Origin of the sequence: Pararhodobacter aggregans (assembly GCF_003075525.1) — a bacterium.
GTDB classification, from domain to species: Bacteria; Pseudomonadota; Alphaproteobacteria; order Rhodobacterales; family Rhodobacteraceae; genus Pararhodobacter; species Pararhodobacter aggregans.
The window spans coordinates 158,080-177,127 of the sequence record NZ_QDDR01000010.1 but is presented as its reverse complement, the minus strand read 5'-3'; the positions used below and the strand labels follow the sequence as shown (position 1 = coordinate 177,127).

The 19,048-nt window shown below is 69.4% G+C and carries 19 protein-coding genes; 11 read left to right on the top strand and 8 right to left on the bottom strand.

Annotation, left to right across the window (positions count from 1 at the left end):
• Positions 1–56 precede the first annotated feature (56 nt).
• From DDE23_RS18400 to DDE23_RS18385, 4 genes are all read right to left on the bottom strand, one after another.
• Positions 57–1,238, bottom strand: a complete 1,182-nt coding sequence (locus DDE23_RS18400) for an SPOR domain-containing protein (protein ID WP_107755078.1) — start codon at positions 1,236–1,238, stop codon at positions 57–59.
• Positions 1,239–1,494: 256 nt separating this feature from the next.
• Entirely contained in the window at positions 1,495–2,244 is a 750-nt protein-coding gene (locus DDE23_RS18395; RefSeq protein WP_107755079.1) for an SDR family NAD(P)-dependent oxidoreductase, read from the bottom strand.
• Entirely contained in the window at positions 2,241–3,206 is a 966-nt protein-coding gene (speB, locus tag DDE23_RS18390) for an agmatinase (RefSeq protein WP_107755081.1), read from the bottom strand. Before speB ends, DDE23_RS18395 begins: the two co-directional genes overlap by 4 nt.
• Before the next feature lie 278 nt (positions 3,207–3,484).
• A complete protein-coding gene (locus DDE23_RS18385; RefSeq protein WP_107755083.1) occupies positions 3,485–4,168 on the bottom strand; it encodes a glutathione S-transferase family protein in 684 nt (227 codons plus the stop codon).
• A 415-nt stretch (positions 4,169–4,583) separates the two neighbouring features.
• On the opposite strand from DDE23_RS18385, the gene DDE23_RS18380 reads away from it, so the two are divergent.
• The 11 genes from DDE23_RS18380 to DDE23_RS18330 all read left to right on the top strand — a co-directional run bounded on the left by DDE23_RS18380 (position 4,584) and on the right by DDE23_RS18330 (position 15,527).
• Entirely contained in the window at positions 4,584–6,026 is a 1,443-nt protein-coding gene (locus DDE23_RS18380) for a hypothetical protein (RefSeq protein WP_133239587.1), read from the top strand.
• Between the two features lie 100 nt (positions 6,027–6,126).
• Entirely contained in the window at positions 6,127–6,909 is a 783-nt protein-coding gene (gene rpiA, locus DDE23_RS18375; protein WP_107755088.1) for a ribose-5-phosphate isomerase RpiA, read from the top strand.
• A 119-nt stretch (positions 6,910–7,028) separates the two neighbouring features.
• The gene (gorA, locus tag DDE23_RS18370; RefSeq protein WP_238150047.1) at positions 7,029–8,387 is read left to right on the top strand and encodes a glutathione-disulfide reductase; all 1,359 of its coding nucleotides are present in this window, start codon (positions 7,029–7,031) and stop codon (positions 8,385–8,387) included.
• Between the two features lie 129 nt (positions 8,388–8,516).
• Positions 8,517–9,701 (top strand): FtsH protease activity modulator HflK, encoded by a 1,185-nt coding sequence (gene hflK, locus DDE23_RS18365; protein WP_107755090.1) that lies wholly within the window; start codon positions 8,517–8,519, stop codon positions 9,699–9,701.
• On the top strand, positions 9,701–10,717 hold the full coding sequence (gene hflC, locus DDE23_RS18360; RefSeq protein ID WP_107755091.1) for a protease modulator HflC: 1,017 nt from the start codon (positions 9,701–9,703) through the stop codon (positions 10,715–10,717). Before hflK ends, hflC begins: the two co-directional genes overlap by 1 nt.
• 49 nt (positions 10,718–10,766) lie before the next feature.
• On the top strand, positions 10,767–11,216 hold the full coding sequence (locus DDE23_RS18355; RefSeq protein ID WP_107755092.1) for a hypothetical protein: 450 nt from the start codon (positions 10,767–10,769) through the stop codon (positions 11,214–11,216).
• A gap of 74 nt (positions 11,217–11,290) precedes the next feature.
• On the top strand, positions 11,291–11,842 hold the full coding sequence (locus tag DDE23_RS18350; RefSeq protein WP_107755093.1) for a hypothetical protein: 552 nt from the start codon (positions 11,291–11,293) through the stop codon (positions 11,840–11,842).
• 86 nt (positions 11,843–11,928) lie between these two features.
• Positions 11,929–13,206: a dihydroorotase gene (gene pyrC / locus DDE23_RS18345; RefSeq protein ID WP_107755094.1), complete on the top strand. Its 1,278-nt coding sequence runs from the start codon at positions 11,929–11,931 to the stop codon at positions 13,204–13,206.
• Between the two features lie 2 nt (positions 13,207–13,208).
• A complete protein-coding gene (plsY, locus tag DDE23_RS18340; protein WP_420330172.1) occupies positions 13,209–13,814 on the top strand; it encodes a glycerol-3-phosphate 1-O-acyltransferase PlsY in 606 nt (201 codons plus the stop codon).
• A gap of 208 nt (positions 13,815–14,022) precedes the next feature.
• Positions 14,023–14,268: a hypothetical protein gene (locus DDE23_RS18335; protein ID WP_107755096.1), complete on the top strand. Its 246-nt coding sequence runs from the start codon at positions 14,023–14,025 to the stop codon at positions 14,266–14,268.
• 65 nt (positions 14,269–14,333) lie between these two features.
• Positions 14,334–15,527, top strand: a complete 1,194-nt coding sequence (locus DDE23_RS18330; RefSeq protein ID WP_107755101.1) for a UbiH/UbiF family hydroxylase — start codon at positions 14,334–14,336, stop codon at positions 15,525–15,527.
• A 170-nt stretch (positions 15,528–15,697) separates the two neighbouring features.
• On the opposite strand, the gene DDE23_RS18325 is transcribed toward DDE23_RS18330, so the two are convergent.
• From DDE23_RS18325 to DDE23_RS18310, 4 genes are read right to left on the bottom strand one after another with little or no spacing between them, the layout of a single operon-like run.
• A complete protein-coding gene (locus DDE23_RS18325; protein ID WP_107755097.1) occupies positions 15,698–15,883 on the bottom strand; it encodes a DUF2783 domain-containing protein in 186 nt (61 codons plus the stop codon).
• Position 15,884: 1 nt separating this feature from the next.
• Entirely contained in the window at positions 15,885–17,516 is a 1,632-nt protein-coding gene (locus tag DDE23_RS18320) for an FAD-dependent oxidoreductase (protein WP_107755098.1), read from the bottom strand.
• A 13-nt stretch (positions 17,517–17,529) separates the two neighbouring features.
• On the bottom strand, positions 17,530–18,048 hold the full coding sequence (locus DDE23_RS18315) for a DinB family protein (protein WP_107755099.1): 519 nt from the start codon (positions 18,046–18,048) through the stop codon (positions 17,530–17,532).
• A gap of 4 nt (positions 18,049–18,052) precedes the next feature.
• Positions 18,053–19,003 (bottom strand): MBL fold metallo-hydrolase, encoded by a 951-nt coding sequence (locus tag DDE23_RS18310; protein ID WP_116548250.1) that lies wholly within the window; start codon positions 19,001–19,003, stop codon positions 18,053–18,055.
• Between the last annotated feature and the right edge of the window lie 45 nt (positions 19,004–19,048).

Sequence of the window (19,048 nt, the reverse complement as noted above, 5' to 3'; positions counted from 1 at the left end):
GGCCGGGCGCGGGCTGCGCCACCTTAGCCGCATTCGGCAAGGGGTTTCAAATCACCTCAGCGCTGGACCGCATAGGCATCGGCAAAACCCAGCCCCCGGACGCGCTGCAGGAACTGGCCGCGCTCGGCGGTCGAGGTGGCGGGGCCGACGACCACGCGCCAGAAGTCGTTCTCGCCGACGCGGCCGCGCCGGATCTCGGCGCCGAGGCCCGCGGCGATCATCTGGGCGCGGGCGTTCGCGGCGTTCTGTTCGACGCTGAAGATGCCGATCTGCACGAAGGGCCGGTCGATGCGCGGGGTCGGCGCGGCGGGCGCGGTCGCCGTGGCGGGCAGCGGCTGCGTGCCGGTCGCCTGCAGCGGCTGCGTCGCGGCGGCGGGGCCGGACGAGGCATCGGGCAGCGGGATCAGCGTGGTATCGGGCGCGGGCTGGCGACGGCGGAAGAGGTCGCGCAGCGTGCGGCGCGGCGGTTCGGTCGGGATGATCGCCGGCGCGCTCGCGGGTGGCACCGCGGCCGCCACGGCCGCCGGGGCGGCGGTTGCGGCGCCTGCCGCGGGGGCCAGCGCCGTCTGGGCGATGGGGGTCGTCGCGGGCGGAGTGTCGTCGCTGCGGAAGAGGTCGCGCAGGCGGCGGCGCGGCTGGGGTTCGTCGATGATGGCCACCTGACCTTGTGGCGGGGCCATCGGCGCGGCAACGGTTGCCGTCGCCGTGGGGGCCTCGACCGGGGCGAGGGCCAGCGTTTCCGTGGCGGCGGTGGCGGGTTCGGGGTCGATCTCCATCTCGACGCGCTGCAGGCGCAGGGCCGTCACCTGGATCTCGGTGGGCGCGCCCGCCAGAATCCCCAGCGCATTCGCCGCCTCGGACGAGACCTGGAACCGCGGCCCCGGATTCTCGCGTTCACGCCGGAACAGGGCGCCGATGACGGTGGCGCCGGTGCGGGTGTTGCGGATCATCACCCGTTCGGGGTCGCGGGCGGTCGGATGCGCCACCCAGACCCCGCCGAGCGAGGGCCGCCCGTCCCACAGGCCCGGTTCCTGCATTTCGAAGACCTCGGGCGCTTCGACATCGCGTTCGATCACCCGCTGGCCGGGCCCCGAGGCGGCGGGGGCCGACGCGGTCACCGGCGCGCCCTCGGCCGTGGTCTGCGACATCTGGCAGGCGCCCAGCGCCAGCACGAGCGACAGCGCCACGACCGAGGTCGCCGCCGGCCGCGGGATAGCTTTGGTGAAGTCTCGACCCATTCTGCCCTCGTGCCCCGGTGCGTGACCGGGGTTCAGCCCCGTGCCCGCGCCTCCTTGCCGCCCGACCGGCGGGCGTGGATTTTTCCCGGCAGGATAGCGCCAAGCGGCGGCCATGGAAAGCCTGATGGCGCGGGCTTCCGGGGGGGCGGGGCATCAACTTGCCGAAAGGCCGCGGGTTTTTCGGACCCTGCGCCGGGCCGAGGCCGGGCAGGGGGGCCGTTTGCCCCCCTTGCGGATAAGTGCGGTGTGACGCGGGTTAGCGGCGCAGCGCCGGCAGGCCGACGCCGGTGCTGTCGAACCCGCCGTCGGCGGCGACCACCTGGCCGGTGACATAGCTCGCCTTTTCCGAGCAGAGGAAGACGATAACCTCGGCGATCTCGCGTTCCGAGCCGTAGCGGTTCAGCGGGATGGCGTCGTGATAGGCGTCGATGATCTCCTGCGTGTGGACGGCCATCGCCAGCTTGGTACGCACCGGGCCGGGGCAGACGCAATTGGCGCGGATGCCATATTCGCCCAGCTCCGCCGCCTGCTGCTTGGTCAGCTGGATGACGGCGGCTTTCGAGGTGCCATAGGCGACCCGCAGGGTCGAGGCCCGGAGCCCGCTGATCGAGGCGATGTTGACGATGGCGCCCTTGGTGGCCCTGAGCGCGGGCGTGCAGGCCTGGGTGACCAGGAACGGGCCGTCGAGATTGGTCGCCATCACCGTCCGCCAGCGCTGGAAATCGGTCTCTTCGATCGGGCCGAAATCGGCGACGCCCGCGTTGTTGACCAGCGCGTCGATCCGGCCGAAATGCGCCGTGACCTGGGCGACCATCTGGGCGACCTCGCCCGGGTCCGAGACGTCGCAATAAAAGGCGTGTGCGCCCTCCAGCGGGGCCGCGGCGCTGTCGAGCGCCGGGACATCGCGGTCGATCATGGCGACCTGCCAGCCCGCGGCGAGAAACAGCTCGGTCGTGGCCAGGCCGATGCCGCGGGCGGCGCCGGTGACGAGGGCGACTTTGTTCATGGGTTCTCCTGGGCTTGCCCGGCCACGATGGCGCAGAGCATCTCGAACATGAGCGACGCGCCGAGGAAGGCGGTGCCGCCCGAGGGGTCGAAGGGGGGCGAGACCTCGACCAGATCGGCGCCGACGATGCGGACCCCGCTCAGGCCGCGGGCGCATTCCAGCGCCTGCCAGCTGGTCGGGCCGCCGACCTCGGGCGTGCCGGTGCCGGGCGCGAAGGCGGGGTCGACGAAATCGATGTCGTAGCTGACATAGGTCTCGCCATCCCCGGCGATGGCGCGGGCCTCGGCCATGACATCCTCGACGCTGCGGCGGTGGAATTCCTCGATCGGGATGACGCGGATCCCCTCGGCCCTGGCGAAATCGCGGTCCTCGCTGTCATAGGCGGTGCCGCGGATGCCGATCATGCAGACGCGATGCGGGTCCAGCAGCCCCTCTTCCACGGCGCGGCGGAAGGGGGTGCCATGCGTGTACATCTGGCCGCCGAAATAGGAATGGAAAAGGTCGGTGTGACTGTCGAAATGGATCATGCCGAGCGGGCGGTCATGGGACAGCGCCCGCAGGATCGGCAGGGTGCAGAGGTGATCGCCCCCCGCGGTCAGCGGAATGATCCCGGCGGCGCGGACCCGGGCGTAGAACTGGGTCATGCGGCGCAGACTGTCCTGGACATCGGCGGGGTTCGGCGCCACGTCGCCCAGATCGGCGCAGCGCGCGGCCTCGAAGGGGCGGATGCCGCTGATGCCGTGCTGGGCGCGGATCATGGTCGAGGCGTCGCGCAGCTGGCGCGGGCCGTGGCGGGGGCCGGGCCGGTTGGTGGTGCCGCCATCCCAGGGCGCGCCGATCAGGCCGATCTGCACCTCGGAAAGGCGCGGATCGTCAAGCGGCACATGCGGCAGGCGCATGAAGGTGGCAATGCCGGCAAAGCGCGGCAGGACGAAGCCCGAGACGGGCTGAAAGTCGGTCATTCTGGACCCCAAACTGCCGCCAGAGACGTCTGCCGCCAGAGAAGCAGATGGGGGCGGGCTTGTCACCCCTGCCGTGAAGCCCGGCCCGGGGTGTTCCGCCCCTGCCCGGGCCGGATCGGACCGACATGGCAAGGCCAGATCCGTCGCCAGCGACACAGACCCGTCAGCCGTCGCGCGAACCCCGGGCCGACCGGGGAGGCGGTGTGTCGTGTCAGGCGGCGGCTGCCTCACGGACCGGAGGCCCGGGCCCTCGGAGCGAGCGTCATCCCTACCCGGGGCTACAGCGCGCTGCCCTCGGGGGGCATGCAGGGCCGGGGCGCGGTCAGGGGCAGGGGGCCGAGACCCTCGGCGGCGATGGCCTGCACCATCGAGGGGCGGGCCTCGACCCGGGCGGCCAGCGCCTCGAGCGCCGGAAAATCCGCCAGCCGGAACCAGGCGCCGCCCGGCGCGTAAAGCGCGGCCCACCGCAGCGTCGTTGCGACATAGAGGTCGAGCACCGACAGCGTGCTGCCCCCGAACCAGGGCACGCTGCCGCACAGCGCATCCAGCAGCCCGTAATGCCGCCGCATCCGCGCCGTGACGCCCGCATGCAGCGCGTCCTCCGCTCCGGGGGCGTATTGGCCGGGATAGAACACCATCCTGAGATCGGCATGCAGCGTGTTCGAGGCAAAGAACAGCCATTTCAGGAACGCCGCGCGCTCGTGCTCTCCGACCCCCGGCCCCAGCGCGCCGTGCCGGTCCACCAGCCAGAGCAGCACCGCCGCCGTCTCGCTGACCGGGCCGTCGGGCGTCTCCAGCACCGGGATCAGCCCGGCGGGGTTCAGCCGCCGATAGGCGGCGCTGTCCTGCTGGCGGGCGCGGCGGTCGACCAGCAGCGTGCGAAACGGCTGGCCCAGTTCCAGAAGCGCCAGCCGCACGATCAGCGAGGCATTGTCGGGGGCGTAATGCAGCACATAGGTCATCGGCGGCCCTCCCTCGGCCGCGGCGAGTGAAACGCGCCTGCGCGCCGGGGGCAAGACCCCGAAGCCCGGGCGACAACGGGCAAACCGCGGCAGAGGCGCCACGGACGCGCGCAAGATGCACGAGGGCCTTGATTTCTCGTCGCCTCCATGCGGCAGGCATAGTACCGTCCGCGACATCAAATTTCAGCCCTGAACGGGCGACCGGAAAATCCAGAGAGGCAGTTCCCTGATGCACATGCCGAACCGCAGCCGCCCGCTCCCCCTTTTGCGGGCAAGGAAGGAAGCGGCCCGCCGCCTTCTGCGCGGTGCCGCCCTGACGCTCTGCGGCTTGGGGCTGTCGATGGCGCCCGGGGCCGCACAGGGCCAGGACGCGCCCGGGGGGCGGCCCGCCTTCCATGATGTCGGCGGCCGCATCATGATCGATTACAGCGCCTTCACGCTGACCAGCGGCGGCGATTTCGATCTGCTGGGCGTGCATTACCTGCAGAACATCAACGATTGGCTCGCCTTCGGCGTCGGCGCCAGCGCCCCCATTGCCGGGGGCAATTACGGCGGCTTCTTCGCCGCCGACGTGACGCTGCACGCGCAGCGCGACATCGGCCGGAACTTCTTTGTCAACGCGGGCCTCGCGGTGGGCGCCGGGGCGGGCGGGGCCAGCGTCAACGGCATCCGCCGCCTGTCGGGCGAGGGTTTCTATACCCGGGCCTATGCCGGGATCGGCTATCACTTCCGGCGCTTCAGCGCTGGCGTGAACTATGCGCGCGTGGCCATCGCCGGGTCCGAGCTGAACGATTCCACGCTGAATTTCTTCGTCCAGGTGCCGTTCTCCTTCGCGGTGGGCCGCTTCGGGGACGCGGGACAGGTGCTGACCTCCGACGAATTCCGCGCACCGCAGCACCAGAACATCATCTCGCTGCAATTCAACCATGTGCAGCAGATCAACCCGACCGGGCTCTACCAGGGCACCATCGGCTTTGCCTCGACCCAGTTCACGCATTTCCACACGCCGAACGTCTATTCCTATTTCGGCGTCGACATCGGCGCGACCGGCCTTCTGTGGTATAATCAGGCCCATGGCGGGATCGGCGGACGGGTGGCGCTGGGCCGCAACGTCAACCTCTATGCGCAGCTTGGCATCGGCAGCGGCGGCTGGGTGACGGATACCATCGACACCGGCCCCGGCTTCATCATCTATCCCAAGGTGACGCTGGAATACCTCTGGGGCAACGGGGTGGGGACCACCCTGTCGGCGGGCTATTTCTACGCGCCCTTCGGCACCTCGCGGAACTGGACGGTGGGCGTCGGCCTCAATTACCACCTGTCGCATCCCGAACGCCGGGGCGGCGGGGTGCTGGCGGGGGCCGAATACACGCTGCGCGGCATCCGGCTGCATACGTTCGGCCGCGTCACCTCGCCCATCTTCTACAACGGGCGCGAATCCGAGGGGCTGACCATGGTCGCGCTCCAGGCGGATTACATGCTGAACGACCGCTGGTATCTGGCCGGGCAGATCGCCGCCGCCACCAATGCCTTCCGCGGCTTCGCGGGCTATGCCGAGGGCTTCTTCGGCGCCGGCTGGCAGACCCGTCCCTTCGCCGGCGGCCGCCTTCAGGGCTATGCGCAGGTGCTCTACGGCCTCAATGACGTGGGCGTCGATCCGGCCCGCGAAGTGGGCGCGCTGCTCTATCCCTCCATCGGCGTGAACTACTATCTGAACGAGCGCGTCTCGATCTACGGCCAGCTTGGCGCGACGATCTCGCTGGGGCGCTACATGAATGCCTCGATGACCAATTCCTGGCGCAACACCTCGATCGGCCTGGGCATGACCTACCGCTTCTCGCTGCCGACGCGCTCCTGAGCAGGGGCGACGCAGGCACCGGACGGGGCAGGGGCGGCTTTCCCCCTGTGCCCCGGCCGAGGGGATGCTATAACGCGGCCATCCAGCCCAGGAGCCCGCCATGCCCGTGCAACTCACCCCCATCGACCGCGCCAAATACGCCGCCGCCCGCCGTGCCGTCGATCTTGTCGAGGACGGCATGAAAGTGGGCCTCGGCACCGGATCGACCGCCGCCTGGATGGTCCGCGCGCTGGCCGAACGGGTCCGGGACGAGGGGCTCAGGCTGACCTGCGTGCCGACCTCGGTCAGGACCGGCGATCTGGGGCGGGAACTCGGGCTGAAGATCGTCTCGCTGGAAGAGGCGGGCTGGCTGGACCTGACCATCGACGGCACCGATGAATTCGACGCCGATCTCACACTGATCAAGGGCGGCGGCGGCGCGCATCTGATGGAAAAGATCGTGGCCACGGCCAGCGACAGGATGGTGGTCATCACCGATGCCTCGAAAGAGGTGAAGACGCTGGGCCATTTCCCGCTGCCGGTCGAGGTGATCCCCTTCGGCTGGCAGGCCAGCCGCATGCTGATCGAGGAATTGCTCAACGCCATGGACGTGATGGGCACCTCGGCCCGGCTCAGGATGAACGGCGAGCGGCCCTTCGTCACCGATCAGGGCAACCATATCCTCGATCTGGCGCTGGGCCGGATCGGCAACCCGCGGCAATTGTCGCTGGCGCTGAACCAGGTGCCGGGCGTGGTCGAGAACGGGCTCTTCATCGACATCTGCGACGCGGTGGTGATCGGTTACGGCGACGGACGGGTCGAGATGCGCGACATCGCCTCGGGCACGGTCGAGCATGAGCGGATCGTCTTCGAGGAGCCGGACAACATCTTCAAGGACCTCTGAGCCGGCTGCGGCCTTGCCCCAGAAGGGCGTATTTGGGGCAGAATGAAGCAGGCAGGCGGCGCTTGTCCTCGGCCGGGTGGCCGATTACCTAGACGGGACACGGCCGCCTGGAGAGAATGATGCCCGATTTCGACTACGACCTCTTTGTCATCGGTGGCGGCTCGGGCGGGGTGCGCGCGGCGCGGATCGCCTCCAGCGACTACGGCGCCAAGGTCGCCATGGCCGAGGAATACCGCATGGGCGGCACCTGCGTGATCCGCGGCTGCGTGCCGAAGAAGCTGATGGTCTTTGCCGCCGGCCACGGTGCCGCGATGGACGAGGGCGCGGCCTATGGCTGGCAGGTCGAGAAGGGGCGTTTCGACTGGATGGCCTTCCGCCACCGGCTGGATGCGGAACTGAACCGGCTCGAATCCATCTATACCCGCAACGCCGAAAGCGCCGGGGTGACGATCTTCCACCAGCGCGCCACGGTGTCGGGCGCGCATGAGGTGACGCTGGCCGATGGCCGCACACTGGCGGTGAAGCATATTCTCATTGCCACCGGCGGCACGCCCTTCGTGCCCGAGGCCTTCCGCGACGCGGGCGCCTGGACCTCGAACGAGGTGTTCCTGTCGGACCGGCTGCCCGCCTCCATCCTGGTGCTGGGCGGCGGCTTCATCGCCTGCGAGATGGCGGGGATCTTCCAGGGGCTGGGATCGCAGGTCACGCTGATGTACCGCGGCCGCCAGGTGCTGCGCGGCTTCGACGAGGATCTGCAGGAGCATGTGGCGGCGGCTCTGGTCGGGCAGGGCATCGGGCTGGAGGTCAACACCGACCTCACCGCGCTGGAGCGGCTGGAGGACGGCCGGTTCCGCGCCACCGACACCCAGGGCCGGACCCGCGAGTTCGAGGCGGTGCTCTTCGCCACCGGCCGCACGCCCAACACCGCCGGGCTGGGGCTGGAGACGGCGGGCGTGGCGCTGGGCGAGGGCGGCGAGGTGATCGTCGATGATTACAGCCAGACCAATGTCCCCTCGATCTTTGCCGTGGGCGATGTCACGAACCGTATCCAGCTGACCCCGGTGGCGATCCGCGAGGGGCATGCCTTTGCCGATACCGTCTTCGGCGGCAAGCCGGTCAAGGTCGATCACAGCAACGTCCCCTCGGCGGTCTTCACCCGGCCCGAGGCCGGCAGCGTCGGCCTGACCGAGGCAGAGGCGCGCAAGGATCACGCGGTCGAGGTCTATATCGCCAGCTTCCGCCCGATGCAGACCTCGTTCATCGGCGCCGAGACCAAGGCGCTGTTCAAGCTGGTCGTGGACCGTGACAGCCGTCGCGTGCTGGGCTGTCATATCGTCGCACCCGGGGCGGGCGAATTGATCCAGATCGCCGGGGTCGCGGTGAAGATGGGCGCCACCAAGGACGATTTCGACGCCACGATCGCGGTGCATCCGACGATGAGCGAGGAACTGGTGCTGATGAAGAAGCCCACCCGCTGAGGGCGCGCTTCGGTTAAAATGCCCGTCAGACGGGCAGGGCGGCGGCGGATTTGGCTTGAATCCCCGCCGAACGTGCCCAATTGAGGGCATGATACGCGAGAGATGACAGACCTGAACCAAGGAGAGGCCATGTCAGGCAACAGTGGAGGCCCGTGGGGCGGCGGTGGTAACCGCGGCAACTCGGGTGGGGGCGGCAATCGCCCCGGCGGCAACGGCGGCGGCAACAACAACGGTCCCGAGCGGCCCCCGCTCCCTGAAATCGAGGATATCGTCAAGAAGGGCCAGCAGCAGCTGAAGGTGATCTTCGGCGGCCGCGGCAATGGCGGTGGCACCGGCGGATCGGGCCGTGGCGGTTCGGGTCCGGGAATCACCGGGCGGGGCGTCATCTTCGGCCTGCTGGCGCTGGGGGCGCTCTGGGTCTATGCCTCGGTCTATCAGGTGCGGCCGGAAGAACGCTCGGTCGAGCTGCTCTTCGGGCAGGAATCCAGCACCGGCAGCCCCGGTCTGAACTTCGCCCCCTGGCCGATCATCCAGGCCGAGATCGTGCAGACCACGACCGAACGCATCACCGAGGTCGGCACCGGCCGCTCGGCGCTGGATTCGGGCCTGATGCTGACCCGCGACGAGGCGGTGGTGGACATCGAATTCCAGGTCGTCTGGAACGTGACCAATCCGTCCGATTTCCTGTTCAACCTGGCCGATCCCACCAACACGGTGCGGGCGGCGGCGGAATCGGCGATGCGCGACATCATCGCGCGCTCGGAACTCTCGCCCATCCTCAACCGCGACCGCGAGGCGATCGCCGCCGAACTGAGGACCGCGGTGCAGGAGATCCTCGACGATTACGCCTCGGGGATCCAGGTCATCCGGATCAACTTCGACCGCGCCGACCCCCCGCGCGAGGTGATCGACAGCTTCCGCGAAGTGCAGGCCGCGCGGCAGGAACGGGATCGTCTGGAACGCCAGGCCGATGCCTATGCCAACCGCGTTCTCGCCGGGGCCCGCGGTGAAGCCGCGCAGGTGCTGGAAGAGGCCGAGGCCTACCGCGCCGAGGTGGTGAATAACGCCGAGGGTGAGGCCAGCCGCTTCCTCGCCGTCTGGAACGAATACCGCAACGCCCCCGAGGTCACCCGCGAGCGCATGTATCTCGAAACCATGGAACGCGTGCTGGGCGGGATGGATCTGACCATCCTCGACAACGTGACGGGCGAGGGCGGCTCGGGCGTCGTGCCCTATCTGCCGCTTGACAGCCTGCGGCGCGAACCTGCCGGAAGCACGCCGCGCAGCGGCCAGACCAGCCAGGGGAGCAACTGATGAAACGGCTCACGCTTCTGATCCCCGCCGCGATCATCGCCGCCGCCATCGCGCTGTCGGCCATGTTCATCGTTGATGAGCGCGAAAACGTGCTGGTCCTGCGCTTCGGCCAGGTCGAGCAGATCCGCACCGATCCGGGTCTCTATTTCCGGCTGCCCTTCTTCGACCAGGTGGTGCGCTACGATTCGCGCATCCTCGGCCTGCAGTCGCAGCCTCTGGAAGTCACCCCGGCCGATGACCGCCGTCTGGTGGTCGATGCCTTCCTGCGCTGGCGCATCTCGGATGTGCAGCAGTTCCGGCAGGCCGTCGGCACCGAAGGCGTCCGCGCCGCCCAGGTCCGCATCGAGCGGATCCTGAACGCCGCCATCCGTCAGGTGCTGGGTTCGGTGCCCTCGAACGCCGTGCTCTCCGAGGACCGGACCGGGCTGATGAACCAGATCCGCGACGTGTCGCGGCGCGAGGCGCTTTCGCTGGGCGTCGACGTCATCGACGTGCGGCTGACCCGCACCGACCTGCCCGAGCAGAACCTCGCCGCCACCTATGCGCGGATGCGCGCGGAACGGGAACGCGAGGCCGCGGACGAGATCGCCCGCGGGAACGAGGCCGCGCAGCGGGTTCGTGCCCAGGCCGACCGGACGGTGGTGGAACTCGTCTCCTCGGCCCGCCGCGACAGCGAGATCGTCCGCGGTGAAGCCGATGCGCAGCGCAACCGGATCTATGCCGAAGCCTTCGGTCAGGATCCCGAGTTCTTCGCCTTCTCGCGCTCGCTCACCTCCTACGAACGGGCGCTGACCGGGGCGAACACCAGCATGGTGCTGAGCCCGGACAGCGACTTCTTCCGCTTCCTGCGGCAGATCGACCCGTCGGGCACCGCCGCCGCCGACCAGGCGGCCGAGGATCAGGCCCGCGCCGATGCCGCCGCTGCGGCCCCGGCCGAGCCGGAACCGGCCCCGGCCCCGGCGGAAGCACCGGCCGAGGCACCCGCCGAAGAACCGGCGCCCGCCGCCGGCAACTGACCTTCCCGCGCCCCCCTCACCGGGGGCGCGGCCTTTTCGGGACCCTGCCATGACCGCCACCGCCGACCATCCCCTGCTTGAGCCGGGCGAAAAGATCCTGGCCGAGATCCGCCCCGACCGCGGCCGCTACTGGCGCGACCATGGGGTGATGGCCGTGGGGCTGATGGCGCTGGCCGGGCTGGTCCTCTGGGCCACCGGCACGCCCTATCCGGCCATCGGCTCGCTGGGCGCGATCCTCGCCGTGGGGGTGCGCGCCCTCTATCTCTCGTCGGAAACGCTGGGGCTGCGCTGGGTGCTGACCGACCGGCGGGTGATCCTGCCGGGTCAGCGCAGCGTGCCGCTTCTGGAGCTGGAAACCGTCCGCACGCTGCTGGGCGATGTGCAGCTCATCACCCGCTCGGGCGACAAGCATCTGCTCAAGCATGTGGCAGACGGCGCCGGGCTGGTGGCGAAAATCCTGCAGGCGCGCGAGCGGCGGGCGAAACGCCGCGCAGATTAGGCCGCGCACGAACGGTTTACTGGCCGCTAACGGGAGTCGGGCCACCCTTTGCGCTGACGCAAAGGGTTTGTCCGATGAACGCCTCTGTCTCCGCCGAGATCCTGATCCTTGTCCCGCTGGCGCTGGCGCTGCTGTGGCGCCTGCCCGGCCTCGCGCCGGTGCGGCAGGCCTTCCTCATCCGACGACCGGCGCTGAGCCTCGCCCCCGGGGAGCGGATCCTCACCGAGATCCGCCCCGATCCCCGGGTGCTGGGCATTCTGGCCCTGTTTCTTCTGGCCGTGACCATGGCCGCGGCGCTGGCCGAACAGCTGGTCTTCGGCGCCGGGCCCGCGGTGGCCTATCTGTTCCTCGCGCCGTTCCTGCTGGCTTGGCTGGCCCATCTGGCGCAGGCAGCGGGCAGCCGCTGGATCGTCACCGACCGCCGCGTCGTCACCGATCTGGGCGCCAGCCTGCCGCTGGCCGAGATCGGGCGCATCGCCGTCGCCCCGGCCCGGCTGCGGCTTGACGGGCAGGGCATGCAGTCGCTGCGGCTGACCGGGCTGGCGGATGCCCATGGCGCGGCGCGGATGATCCGGGGCCTTGTCGCCCGGCGCACCGGGCAGGGGGCCGGTCCGCCAAGCCCCTGAGGCCGCACAACCCCGGTAGCGCCGCCCGCCGTCCGGCGCTATAAGCCGCCCGGGCCCCGTGCCGGGGCGGAACCGAGGCGGGGCGCATGATCCTTCACTTTGACAACGCACGGCTGATCGACCCCGAGGCCGGGACCGATGCCCAGGGCAGTCTCACCGTCATCGACGGCAAGATCGCCGCCCTGAACCAGCCCGCCCCCGCAGGCGCGACCCGCCTGGATGCGCGCGGCAAATGCCTCGCCCCGGGGATCGTCGACTGGGGCGTCCATGTCGGCGAACCCGGCGCGCGGCACAAGGAAAGCTACCGCTCGGCGGGGCTGGCCGCGGCCGCGGGCGGCGTCACCACCTTCATCACCCGCCCCGACACCACACCCGTCACCGACACGCCCGAGGCGTTGGATTTCCTTGCCCGCCGCGCCGGGGTCGAGGCGCTGGTCAACGTCCGCCACATGGCCGCCCTGACCCGCGGCCGCGAGGGGCGCGAGATGGCCGAGATCGGCTTTCTGCTGGACGCGGGCGCCGTGGCCTTCACCGATGGCGAAAAGGTGACGCGCGATACCAAGGTGCTGTCGCGCTGCCTGACCTATGCAAGGTCGCTGAATGCGCTGGTCGTGGGCCACCCGCAGGACCCGGGATTGTCCGCCGGGGCCGCCGTCACCTCGGGCAAATTCGCCTCGCTCAGGGGCCTGCCCGGCGTCTCGCCCATGGCCGAACGGATGGGCTTTGACCGCGACATGGCGCTGATCGAGATGACCGGCGCGCGCTATCACGCCGACCAGATCACCTGCGCCCGCACCCTGCCGGCGCTGGAGCGGGCCAAGAAGAACGGGCTCGACGTGACGGCGGGCGTGTCGATCCACCACCTGACGCTGAACGATTTCGACGTCGGCGATTACCGCACCTTCTTCAAGCTGACCCCGCCGCTCAGGTCCGAGGACGACCGGCTGGCGGTGATCGAGGCCGTGGCCTCGGGCCTGATCGACGTGATCGGCTCCATGCACACGCCGCAGGACGAGGAATCGAAACGCCTGCCCTATGAAGAGGCCGCGCCCGGCGCCGTCGGGCTGGAAACGCTGCTGCCCGCGGCGCTGCGGCTTTACCACAACGGCCACCTGACGCTGCCGCAGCTCTGGCGCGCGCTCAGCCTCAACCCGGCGAAACGGCTGGGCCTGCCCGCCGGGCGGCTGGGGGCGGGCGCCCCCGCCGACCTCGTGCTCTTCGACGCGGATGCGCCCTTCGTGCTGGACCGTTTCACGCTGCGCTCGAAATCCAAGAACTCGCCCTTTGACGGCGCGAGGCTGCAGGGTAAGGTCCTTGCCACCTATGTCGCCGGTGCGCCGGTCTATCAGCGCGAGGCCGCCTGATGCTGCCAGAGATCACCACCGCGCCCCTGGCGCTGGCCCTGATCGGCATCGGCGCCTATCTCTTGGGCTCCATCCCCTTCGGCGTGGTCATCACAAGGGCGCTGGGGCTGGGCGATGTGCGCAAGATCGGCTCGGGCAATATCGGCGCGACCAATGTGCTGCGGACCGGCAACAAGGGCGCGGCGGCGGCAACGCTGCTGCTGGACGCGGGCAAGGGGGGCGTGGCGGTGCTGATCGCCCGCGCCGTCGCCGGGGCCGATGCGGCGCAGCTGGCGGCGCTGGCCTCGTTCCTGGGGCATTTGTTCCCGGTCTGGCTGGGCTTCAGGGGCGGCAAGGGGGTGGCGACGTTCCTCGGCACAATGCTGGCGCTGGCCTGGCCGGTGGGCCTGGCCTGCTGCGCCACCTGGGCCGCGGCTTTCGCGCTGCTGCGCATCTCCTCGGCTTCGGCGCTGATCGCCACGGCATCGGCGGCGGTCTGGCTGTGGGTTCTGGGACCGGCCAGCATGATCGTGCTGGCGCTGCTGCTGGCGGCGCTGGTCTGGTTCCGCCACGCCGCCAATATCGGCCGGCTGATGGCCGGCACCGAACCCCGCGTCGGCAAGCGCTGAGGGGTCGCAGGGCGCGGCGCGTTCCGCGGCCGCGCAGGGGGGAGGGGCCTCCCCCCTCGGCGCTGACGCGCCTCACCCCCCGCCCGCAGCGCCCGGGTTGCGACAACGGCGCGCGCGCGACCCGTTGCCGCAGTGCGGCATCGCGCCCGATGGCCCGAACGCCCGGCAAAAGCCATATCCCGGTAAATCCTTTATCCCGGAGTTACCAATGGCCAGCGCCGACATCGCCGTCCCCAATGCCCGCCGCTCGTTTGCCTATCGCCTGCCGATCCTTGGCGCGATGGCCCGCGAATGGACCGATGGCGACCCGGATTTCCCGCTCTATGTCATTCTGGCGCTGGTCTCGATCTGGGGCATCGCCATCACCCTCTTCGGCCTGCCCGCCCTCTACCTGCCGGCGGTGGTCGCCGCGCCCCTGATGGTGGTCATGCTGGTGCTGATCACCCGCGGCTGAGGCGCGCTGTCGCCTCGCCCCCGCCGCCGGAACGCGCTATGGAAGGCGCAACGATGGAGGCAGCGATGCAGAAGACAGCGGTGGATGTGCTGATTTCGGGCGGCGGTGTCGCGGGACTCGCGGCAGCCGCCGCTTTCGGGGCGGCGGGCTATTCGGTGATCTGCGTCGATCCGGCGCCGCCGGTGACCTCGGGCGATGCGCCCGGCGCCGATCTCAGGACCACGGCCTTCCTGCAACCCTCGATCCCGGTCCTGCAGGCGGCGGGACTCTGGGCACGGCTCGAACCCCATGCGATGCCCTTGCAGGTCATGCGCATCGTCGATGCGGGCGGGGCCGAGCCGGTGGCACGGGTGGTCCATGATTTCGACGCCTCGGATGTCTCGGCCCAGCCCTTCGGCTGGAACCTGCCCAACTGGCTGCTGCGGCGCGAGTTCGTGGCCCGGCTGGACGAGCTGCCGGCGGTCGATTTCCGCCCCGGTGTCGCCACCCAACGCCTGCTGACCCGCGACCGCGAGGCGCTGGTCTGGCTTTCGGACGGCAGCAGCGTGACCGCAAGGCTGGTGGTCGCCGCTGACGGGCGCCACTCGCCGGTGCGCAAGGCGCTGGGGATCGGCGTGAAGACCACCCGCTACGGGCAGAAGGCGCTGGCCTTCGCCGTCACCCACCCCGATCCGCACAACAATGTCTCGACCGAGGTCCACCGCTCGGGCGGCCCCTTCACCCTGGTGCCGCTGCCCGATCATGATGGCAAACCCTGCTCGGCCGTGGTCTGGATGGAGACGGGGCCCGAGGTCGACCGGCTGAAATCCCTGAGCCGCGAGGATTTCGCGCACGCCATGAACATCCGCAGCGGCGGGCTTTTCGGCTGGCTGGAACAGGCCTCGGCGCTCACCGTCTGGCCGATCATCACCCAGCAGGCGGAACGTTTCATCGGCCAGCGCACGGCACTGATGGCCGAGGCCGCCCATGTCGTGCCGCCGATCGGCGCGCAGGGGCTGAACATGAGCTTGGGCGACCTCACCGCGCTGATCGACCTCGCTCGCCCCGACACGCTGGGCGAGCCCGCACCGCTCGAAGCCTACCAGCGCCGCCGCTGGCCCGAGGTGGCGCTTCGGCTGGCCGGGGTGGACGCGCTGAACCGCGCCTCGATGATCGAAGCGCGCCCCCTGCGCGACGCCCGTGCCGCGGCGCTGAACGCGCTCTATTCGCTGGCCCCGGTCCGCAAGGGGCTGATGCAGTTGGGGATCGGCATGCGCTGAGCCGGGGCCGGGCGCCCGTGGCGGGCCCCGGGGGTTTCACACCCCCGGACCCCCGTGGGATATTTGCAGCACGAAGATGGCGGTTAAGGTTTTGTTAACCTTGATCTTTGTTCCTCAAATATCCCGGGGGTCCGGGGGCTGGCCCCCGGCGCGTGCCCCCTGCGCCTCGCTCAGATCTCGGCCGCCGCCAGCGCCTCGGCGATGACCGTCTCGTCGCCGATATGGTTCATCAGGATCAGGATCAGCCGCGCGTTGAAGGCGTCGCTTTCGGCCTTGGTCTTGCCCTCATGGGCGTCGATCAGCCGCTGGTAGACGTCGTCGGCATGGGGGGTGTTGCGGGTCAGGATCAGGGACATCTCAGGCCTCCTTGCCGAGGGCGCGGGCGAGGGCGGTCTCGACCTGCGCGCGGTCGAAGCCGGGCCAGCGAGCGGCGACATGCTGGTCGGGGCGGATCAGGTAGAGCGCCGTCTGGGCCTCGCCCAGATAGCGTTCCGTCAGCGCCGGAGTGGCGTCGGGGGCGAGCGCGATCACCTCGAGGTCGAGGCCCGGGACGGCGAGGTCGGCGGGAACATCCACGCCGATGGCCAGCAGCTGGAAGCGCGGCGCCGTCCGGCCGCCCAGCCGTTCCAGCAGGAATCCGTCCGCCAGCGGCAGATCGGGGCAGGGGGCGCCGGGGCGGGCGCGGGCGGGTCCTTCGGGCAGCGCGTCAGGCGTGTTCAGCGGCGAGCCGTCGTAGATGCAGGGCACCGACAGCCGCCCGGAATTGACGAAGGGCCGGGCGAAATCGTGGCGTTCCGACAGGTCCAGCACCGCGTCGCGGAAGATCCGGCTGGTTTCCGACTTCGGCGTGATGAAATCGGTCGAGCGGGTGGAGTTGAGGATGTTCTCCTTCGCGCCATGGATGCGCTCGGCATCGTAGCTGTCGAGGAGGCTCTCGGGCGCGGTCCCGTCCTGAATGAGCTTCAGCTTCCACGCCAGATTGTCGGTATCCTGCAGCCCGGAATTCGCGCCGCGCGCGCCGAAGGGCGAGACCTGATGCGCCGAATCCCCGGCGAAGATCACCCGTCCGTCGTGGAATTTCTCCATCCGCCGGCACTGGAAGGTGTAGATCGAGGACCATTCCAGCTCGTATTGGATGTCCTCGCCCAGCATCGCCTTCAGCCGCTTGTCGATATTGGCGGGGTCCAGCTCCTTCTCGCGGTCGATGTCCCAGCCGATCTGGAAGTCGATCCGCCAGACGTTGTCGGGCTGCTTGTGCAGAAGCGCCGATTGGCCGCGGTTGAAGGGCGGGTCGAACCAGAACCAGCGTTCGGTCGGGAAATCTGCCTCCATCACCACATCGGCGATCAGGAAGTTGTCCTGGAACACTTCGCCGACGAAGTCGAGGCCCAGCATCCGCCGCACGGGCGAGCCGGCTCCGTCGCAGGCGATCAGCCAGTCGGCGCGCAGCCGGTACGGCCCTTCGGGCGTGTCGATCTCCAGCATCACATGGTCGGATTGCTGGTCGATGGCGGTCAGCTTGTTCTTGCCGCGCAGGGAAATGGGCGCGCCTTCGGCCTGCAGCTCGCGGGCGCGGGCGACGAGGTAATCTTCGAAATAATACTGTTGCAGGTTGATGAAGGCCGGGAATTTATGGCCTTTTTCCGGGAGAAGGTTGAATTCGTACACTTGGCGGTCGTCGAAGAAGACCTTGCCGAGGTTCCAGACCACGCCCTTGTCGACCATCTCCACGCCGCAGCCCAGCCGGTCGAGGATCTCCAAGGGGCGCTTGGCGAAGCAGATGGCGCGCGAGCCGAAACTCACCTTGTCGTTGTCGTCGATGACCAGCACCTCGACGCCCATCTGCGCGAGGTCGATGGCCAGCGCCAGCCCCACCGGCCCCGCGCCGACCACCACCGCCGTGTGGCGCGCGGGTGTTGTCGCGTCCTGATCGGGGTGGCGGGCATAGGGGTAGAGCGGGGTCTCGAAAATCTTGGTCTGGGCGGTCATGGCCCCTCCTCCGTCAGGCGAAATAGGCCTGTGCGCTGGGCACGCGGCCGAATTCCAGGTGGAAATCGTCGAGTTGCGGCGGCGCGATCCCGGCGTCGCCGATCATGGTATGCGCCTGTCCGCGGTGGTGGATCTGGTGCTGGAAGAGGTGCAGCAGCAGCGGCCCCACCTGTTCCGTCACCGGCCCGTCACGGCGCTGGGTGATGCGCGGCGCGTCCAGCAGATCGGGCGTGAGCCGCTGGCAGAACCTGGCCAGCCGCATGTCCGCGGCGGCCTGTCTGGCGGCGAGGCCTGCGACCGAGGTCTGTTCCGGGGTCTCGTCGAAGATCCGGTAGCCCTGGCCGCCTTCCTCCAGCGCGTCGAGGTAATAGAGGTCGACCAGCCAGATATGGTTGAGCGTCGCCTTGAGCGAGGGGAAGAACCCCGGCCGCGGCGCCGTGAAAGCCGCCTCCGAAAGCCCGGTTATGGCCCCGAACAGCGTGGCATTCGCCCAGGCGTTGTTCAGGGCCATGGTCAGGAACGGATCGCGCATCGGCTCAGCCCTGCAGATCGGCCCACATCTGCTGATCGCGCTCGGCGGTCCAGATGCGGGGGGTGTCGAGGCCGCGGGCTTCGTCATAGGCCCGCGCCACGTTGAAGGGCAGGCAATGTTCGTAGATCGCATACTCCTTGAACTTGGGGTCGCATTCGGCGCGCACCGCGTCCCAGGCTTCCTTCAGCGAGCCGCCCCGGGCCGCCACTTTCTGCACCGGGCGATAGGTCGAGCGGACGAAATCGGCGGTGTTTTCCAGGGCCTTGGCCACCATCTCTTCACCGACCAGCGCGTCGCCACGGCCCGGCGCGATCGCCTTCGGCTCGTAGGCCGCGATGTTCATCAGCGTGTCTTCCCAGTCGCTGAAATGCCCGTCGCCGCAATAGCAGGCCGAGTGGTATTCGACGATGTCGCCGGTGAACATCACCTCCTGATCCGGGACCCAGACCACGGCGTCACCGGCCGTATGGGCGCGGCCGAGGTGCAGAATGTCGACCCGGCGGTTGCCGAGATAGACGGTCATGGAATCCGAGAAGGTGGTGGTCGGCCAGGTCAGGCCGGGGATTTCCTCGTGTCCCTGGAAGAGGCGCGGGAAGCGGCCGAATTCCGAATCCCAGTCCTCCTGGCCGCGCTCGACCACCATCGACCGGGCGACGTCCGACATGATGATTTCCCGGGCGCCATAGGCGCTGGCGCCCAGCACGCGAACCGCGTGGTAATGGGTCAGGACGAGGTGGCTGATCGGTTTGTCGGTCACGGAACGCACGCATTCCATCACCTTGCGCGCCAGCCGCGGGGTCGCCTGCGCCTCGACGATCATCACGCTGTCGTCGCCGATGATGACGCCGGTGTTGGGATCGCCCTCGGCGGTGAAGGCGTAAAGGCCCTCGCCAACTTCGGTAAACGAAATCTTCTTTTCCGCCATGTCGCCGGCCGAGGCAAAGCTCTTGGTCATCCGCCACACTCCCGTTTCTTGTCTATGCGAATCATCTTTGCACAG

Coding starts and splice junctions, on each gene's coding strand:
- DDE23_RS18400 (WP_107755078.1), bottom strand. CDS start 1,238: ATGGGTCGAGACTTCACCAAAGCTATCCCGCGGCCGGCGGCGACCTCG.
- DDE23_RS18395 (WP_107755079.1), bottom strand. CDS start 2,244: ATGAACAAAGTCGCCCTCGTCACCGGCGCCGCCCGCGGCATCGGCCTG.
- speB (WP_107755081.1), bottom strand. CDS start 3,206: ATGACCGACTTTCAGCCCGTCTCGGGCTTCGTCCTGCCGCGCTTTGCC.
- DDE23_RS18385 (WP_107755083.1), bottom strand. CDS start 4,168: ATGACCTATGTGCTGCATTACGCCCCCGACAATGCCTCGCTGATCGTG.
- DDE23_RS18380 (WP_133239587.1), top strand. CDS start 4,584: ATGATCGATTACAGCGCCTTCACGCTGACCAGCGGCGGCGATTTCGAT.
- rpiA (WP_107755088.1), top strand. CDS start 6,127: ATGCCCGTGCAACTCACCCCCATCGACCGCGCCAAATACGCCGCCGCC.
- gorA (WP_238150047.1), top strand. CDS start 7,029: ATGCCCGATTTCGACTACGACCTCTTTGTCATCGGTGGCGGCTCGGGC.
- hflK (WP_107755090.1), top strand. CDS start 8,517: ATGTCAGGCAACAGTGGAGGCCCGTGGGGCGGCGGTGGTAACCGCGGC.
- hflC (WP_107755091.1), top strand. CDS start 9,701: ATGAAACGGCTCACGCTTCTGATCCCCGCCGCGATCATCGCCGCCGCC.
- DDE23_RS18355 (WP_107755092.1), top strand. CDS start 10,767: ATGACCGCCACCGCCGACCATCCCCTGCTTGAGCCGGGCGAAAAGATC.
- DDE23_RS18350 (WP_107755093.1), top strand. CDS start 11,291: ATGAACGCCTCTGTCTCCGCCGAGATCCTGATCCTTGTCCCGCTGGCG.
- pyrC (WP_107755094.1), top strand. CDS start 11,929: ATGATCCTTCACTTTGACAACGCACGGCTGATCGACCCCGAGGCCGGG.
- DDE23_RS18335 (WP_107755096.1), top strand. CDS start 14,023: ATGGCCAGCGCCGACATCGCCGTCCCCAATGCCCGCCGCTCGTTTGCC.
- DDE23_RS18330 (WP_107755101.1), top strand. CDS start 14,334: ATGCAGAAGACAGCGGTGGATGTGCTGATTTCGGGCGGCGGTGTCGCG.
- DDE23_RS18325 (WP_107755097.1), bottom strand. CDS start 15,883: ATGTCCCTGATCCTGACCCGCAACACCCCCCATGCCGACGACGTCTAC.
- DDE23_RS18320 (WP_107755098.1), bottom strand. CDS start 17,516: ATGACCGCCCAGACCAAGATTTTCGAGACCCCGCTCTACCCCTATGCC.
- DDE23_RS18315 (WP_107755099.1), bottom strand. CDS start 18,048: ATGCGCGATCCGTTCCTGACCATGGCCCTGAACAACGCCTGGGCGAAT.
- DDE23_RS18310 (WP_116548250.1), bottom strand. CDS start 19,003: ATGACCAAGAGCTTTGCCTCGGCCGGCGACATGGCGGAAAAGAAGATT.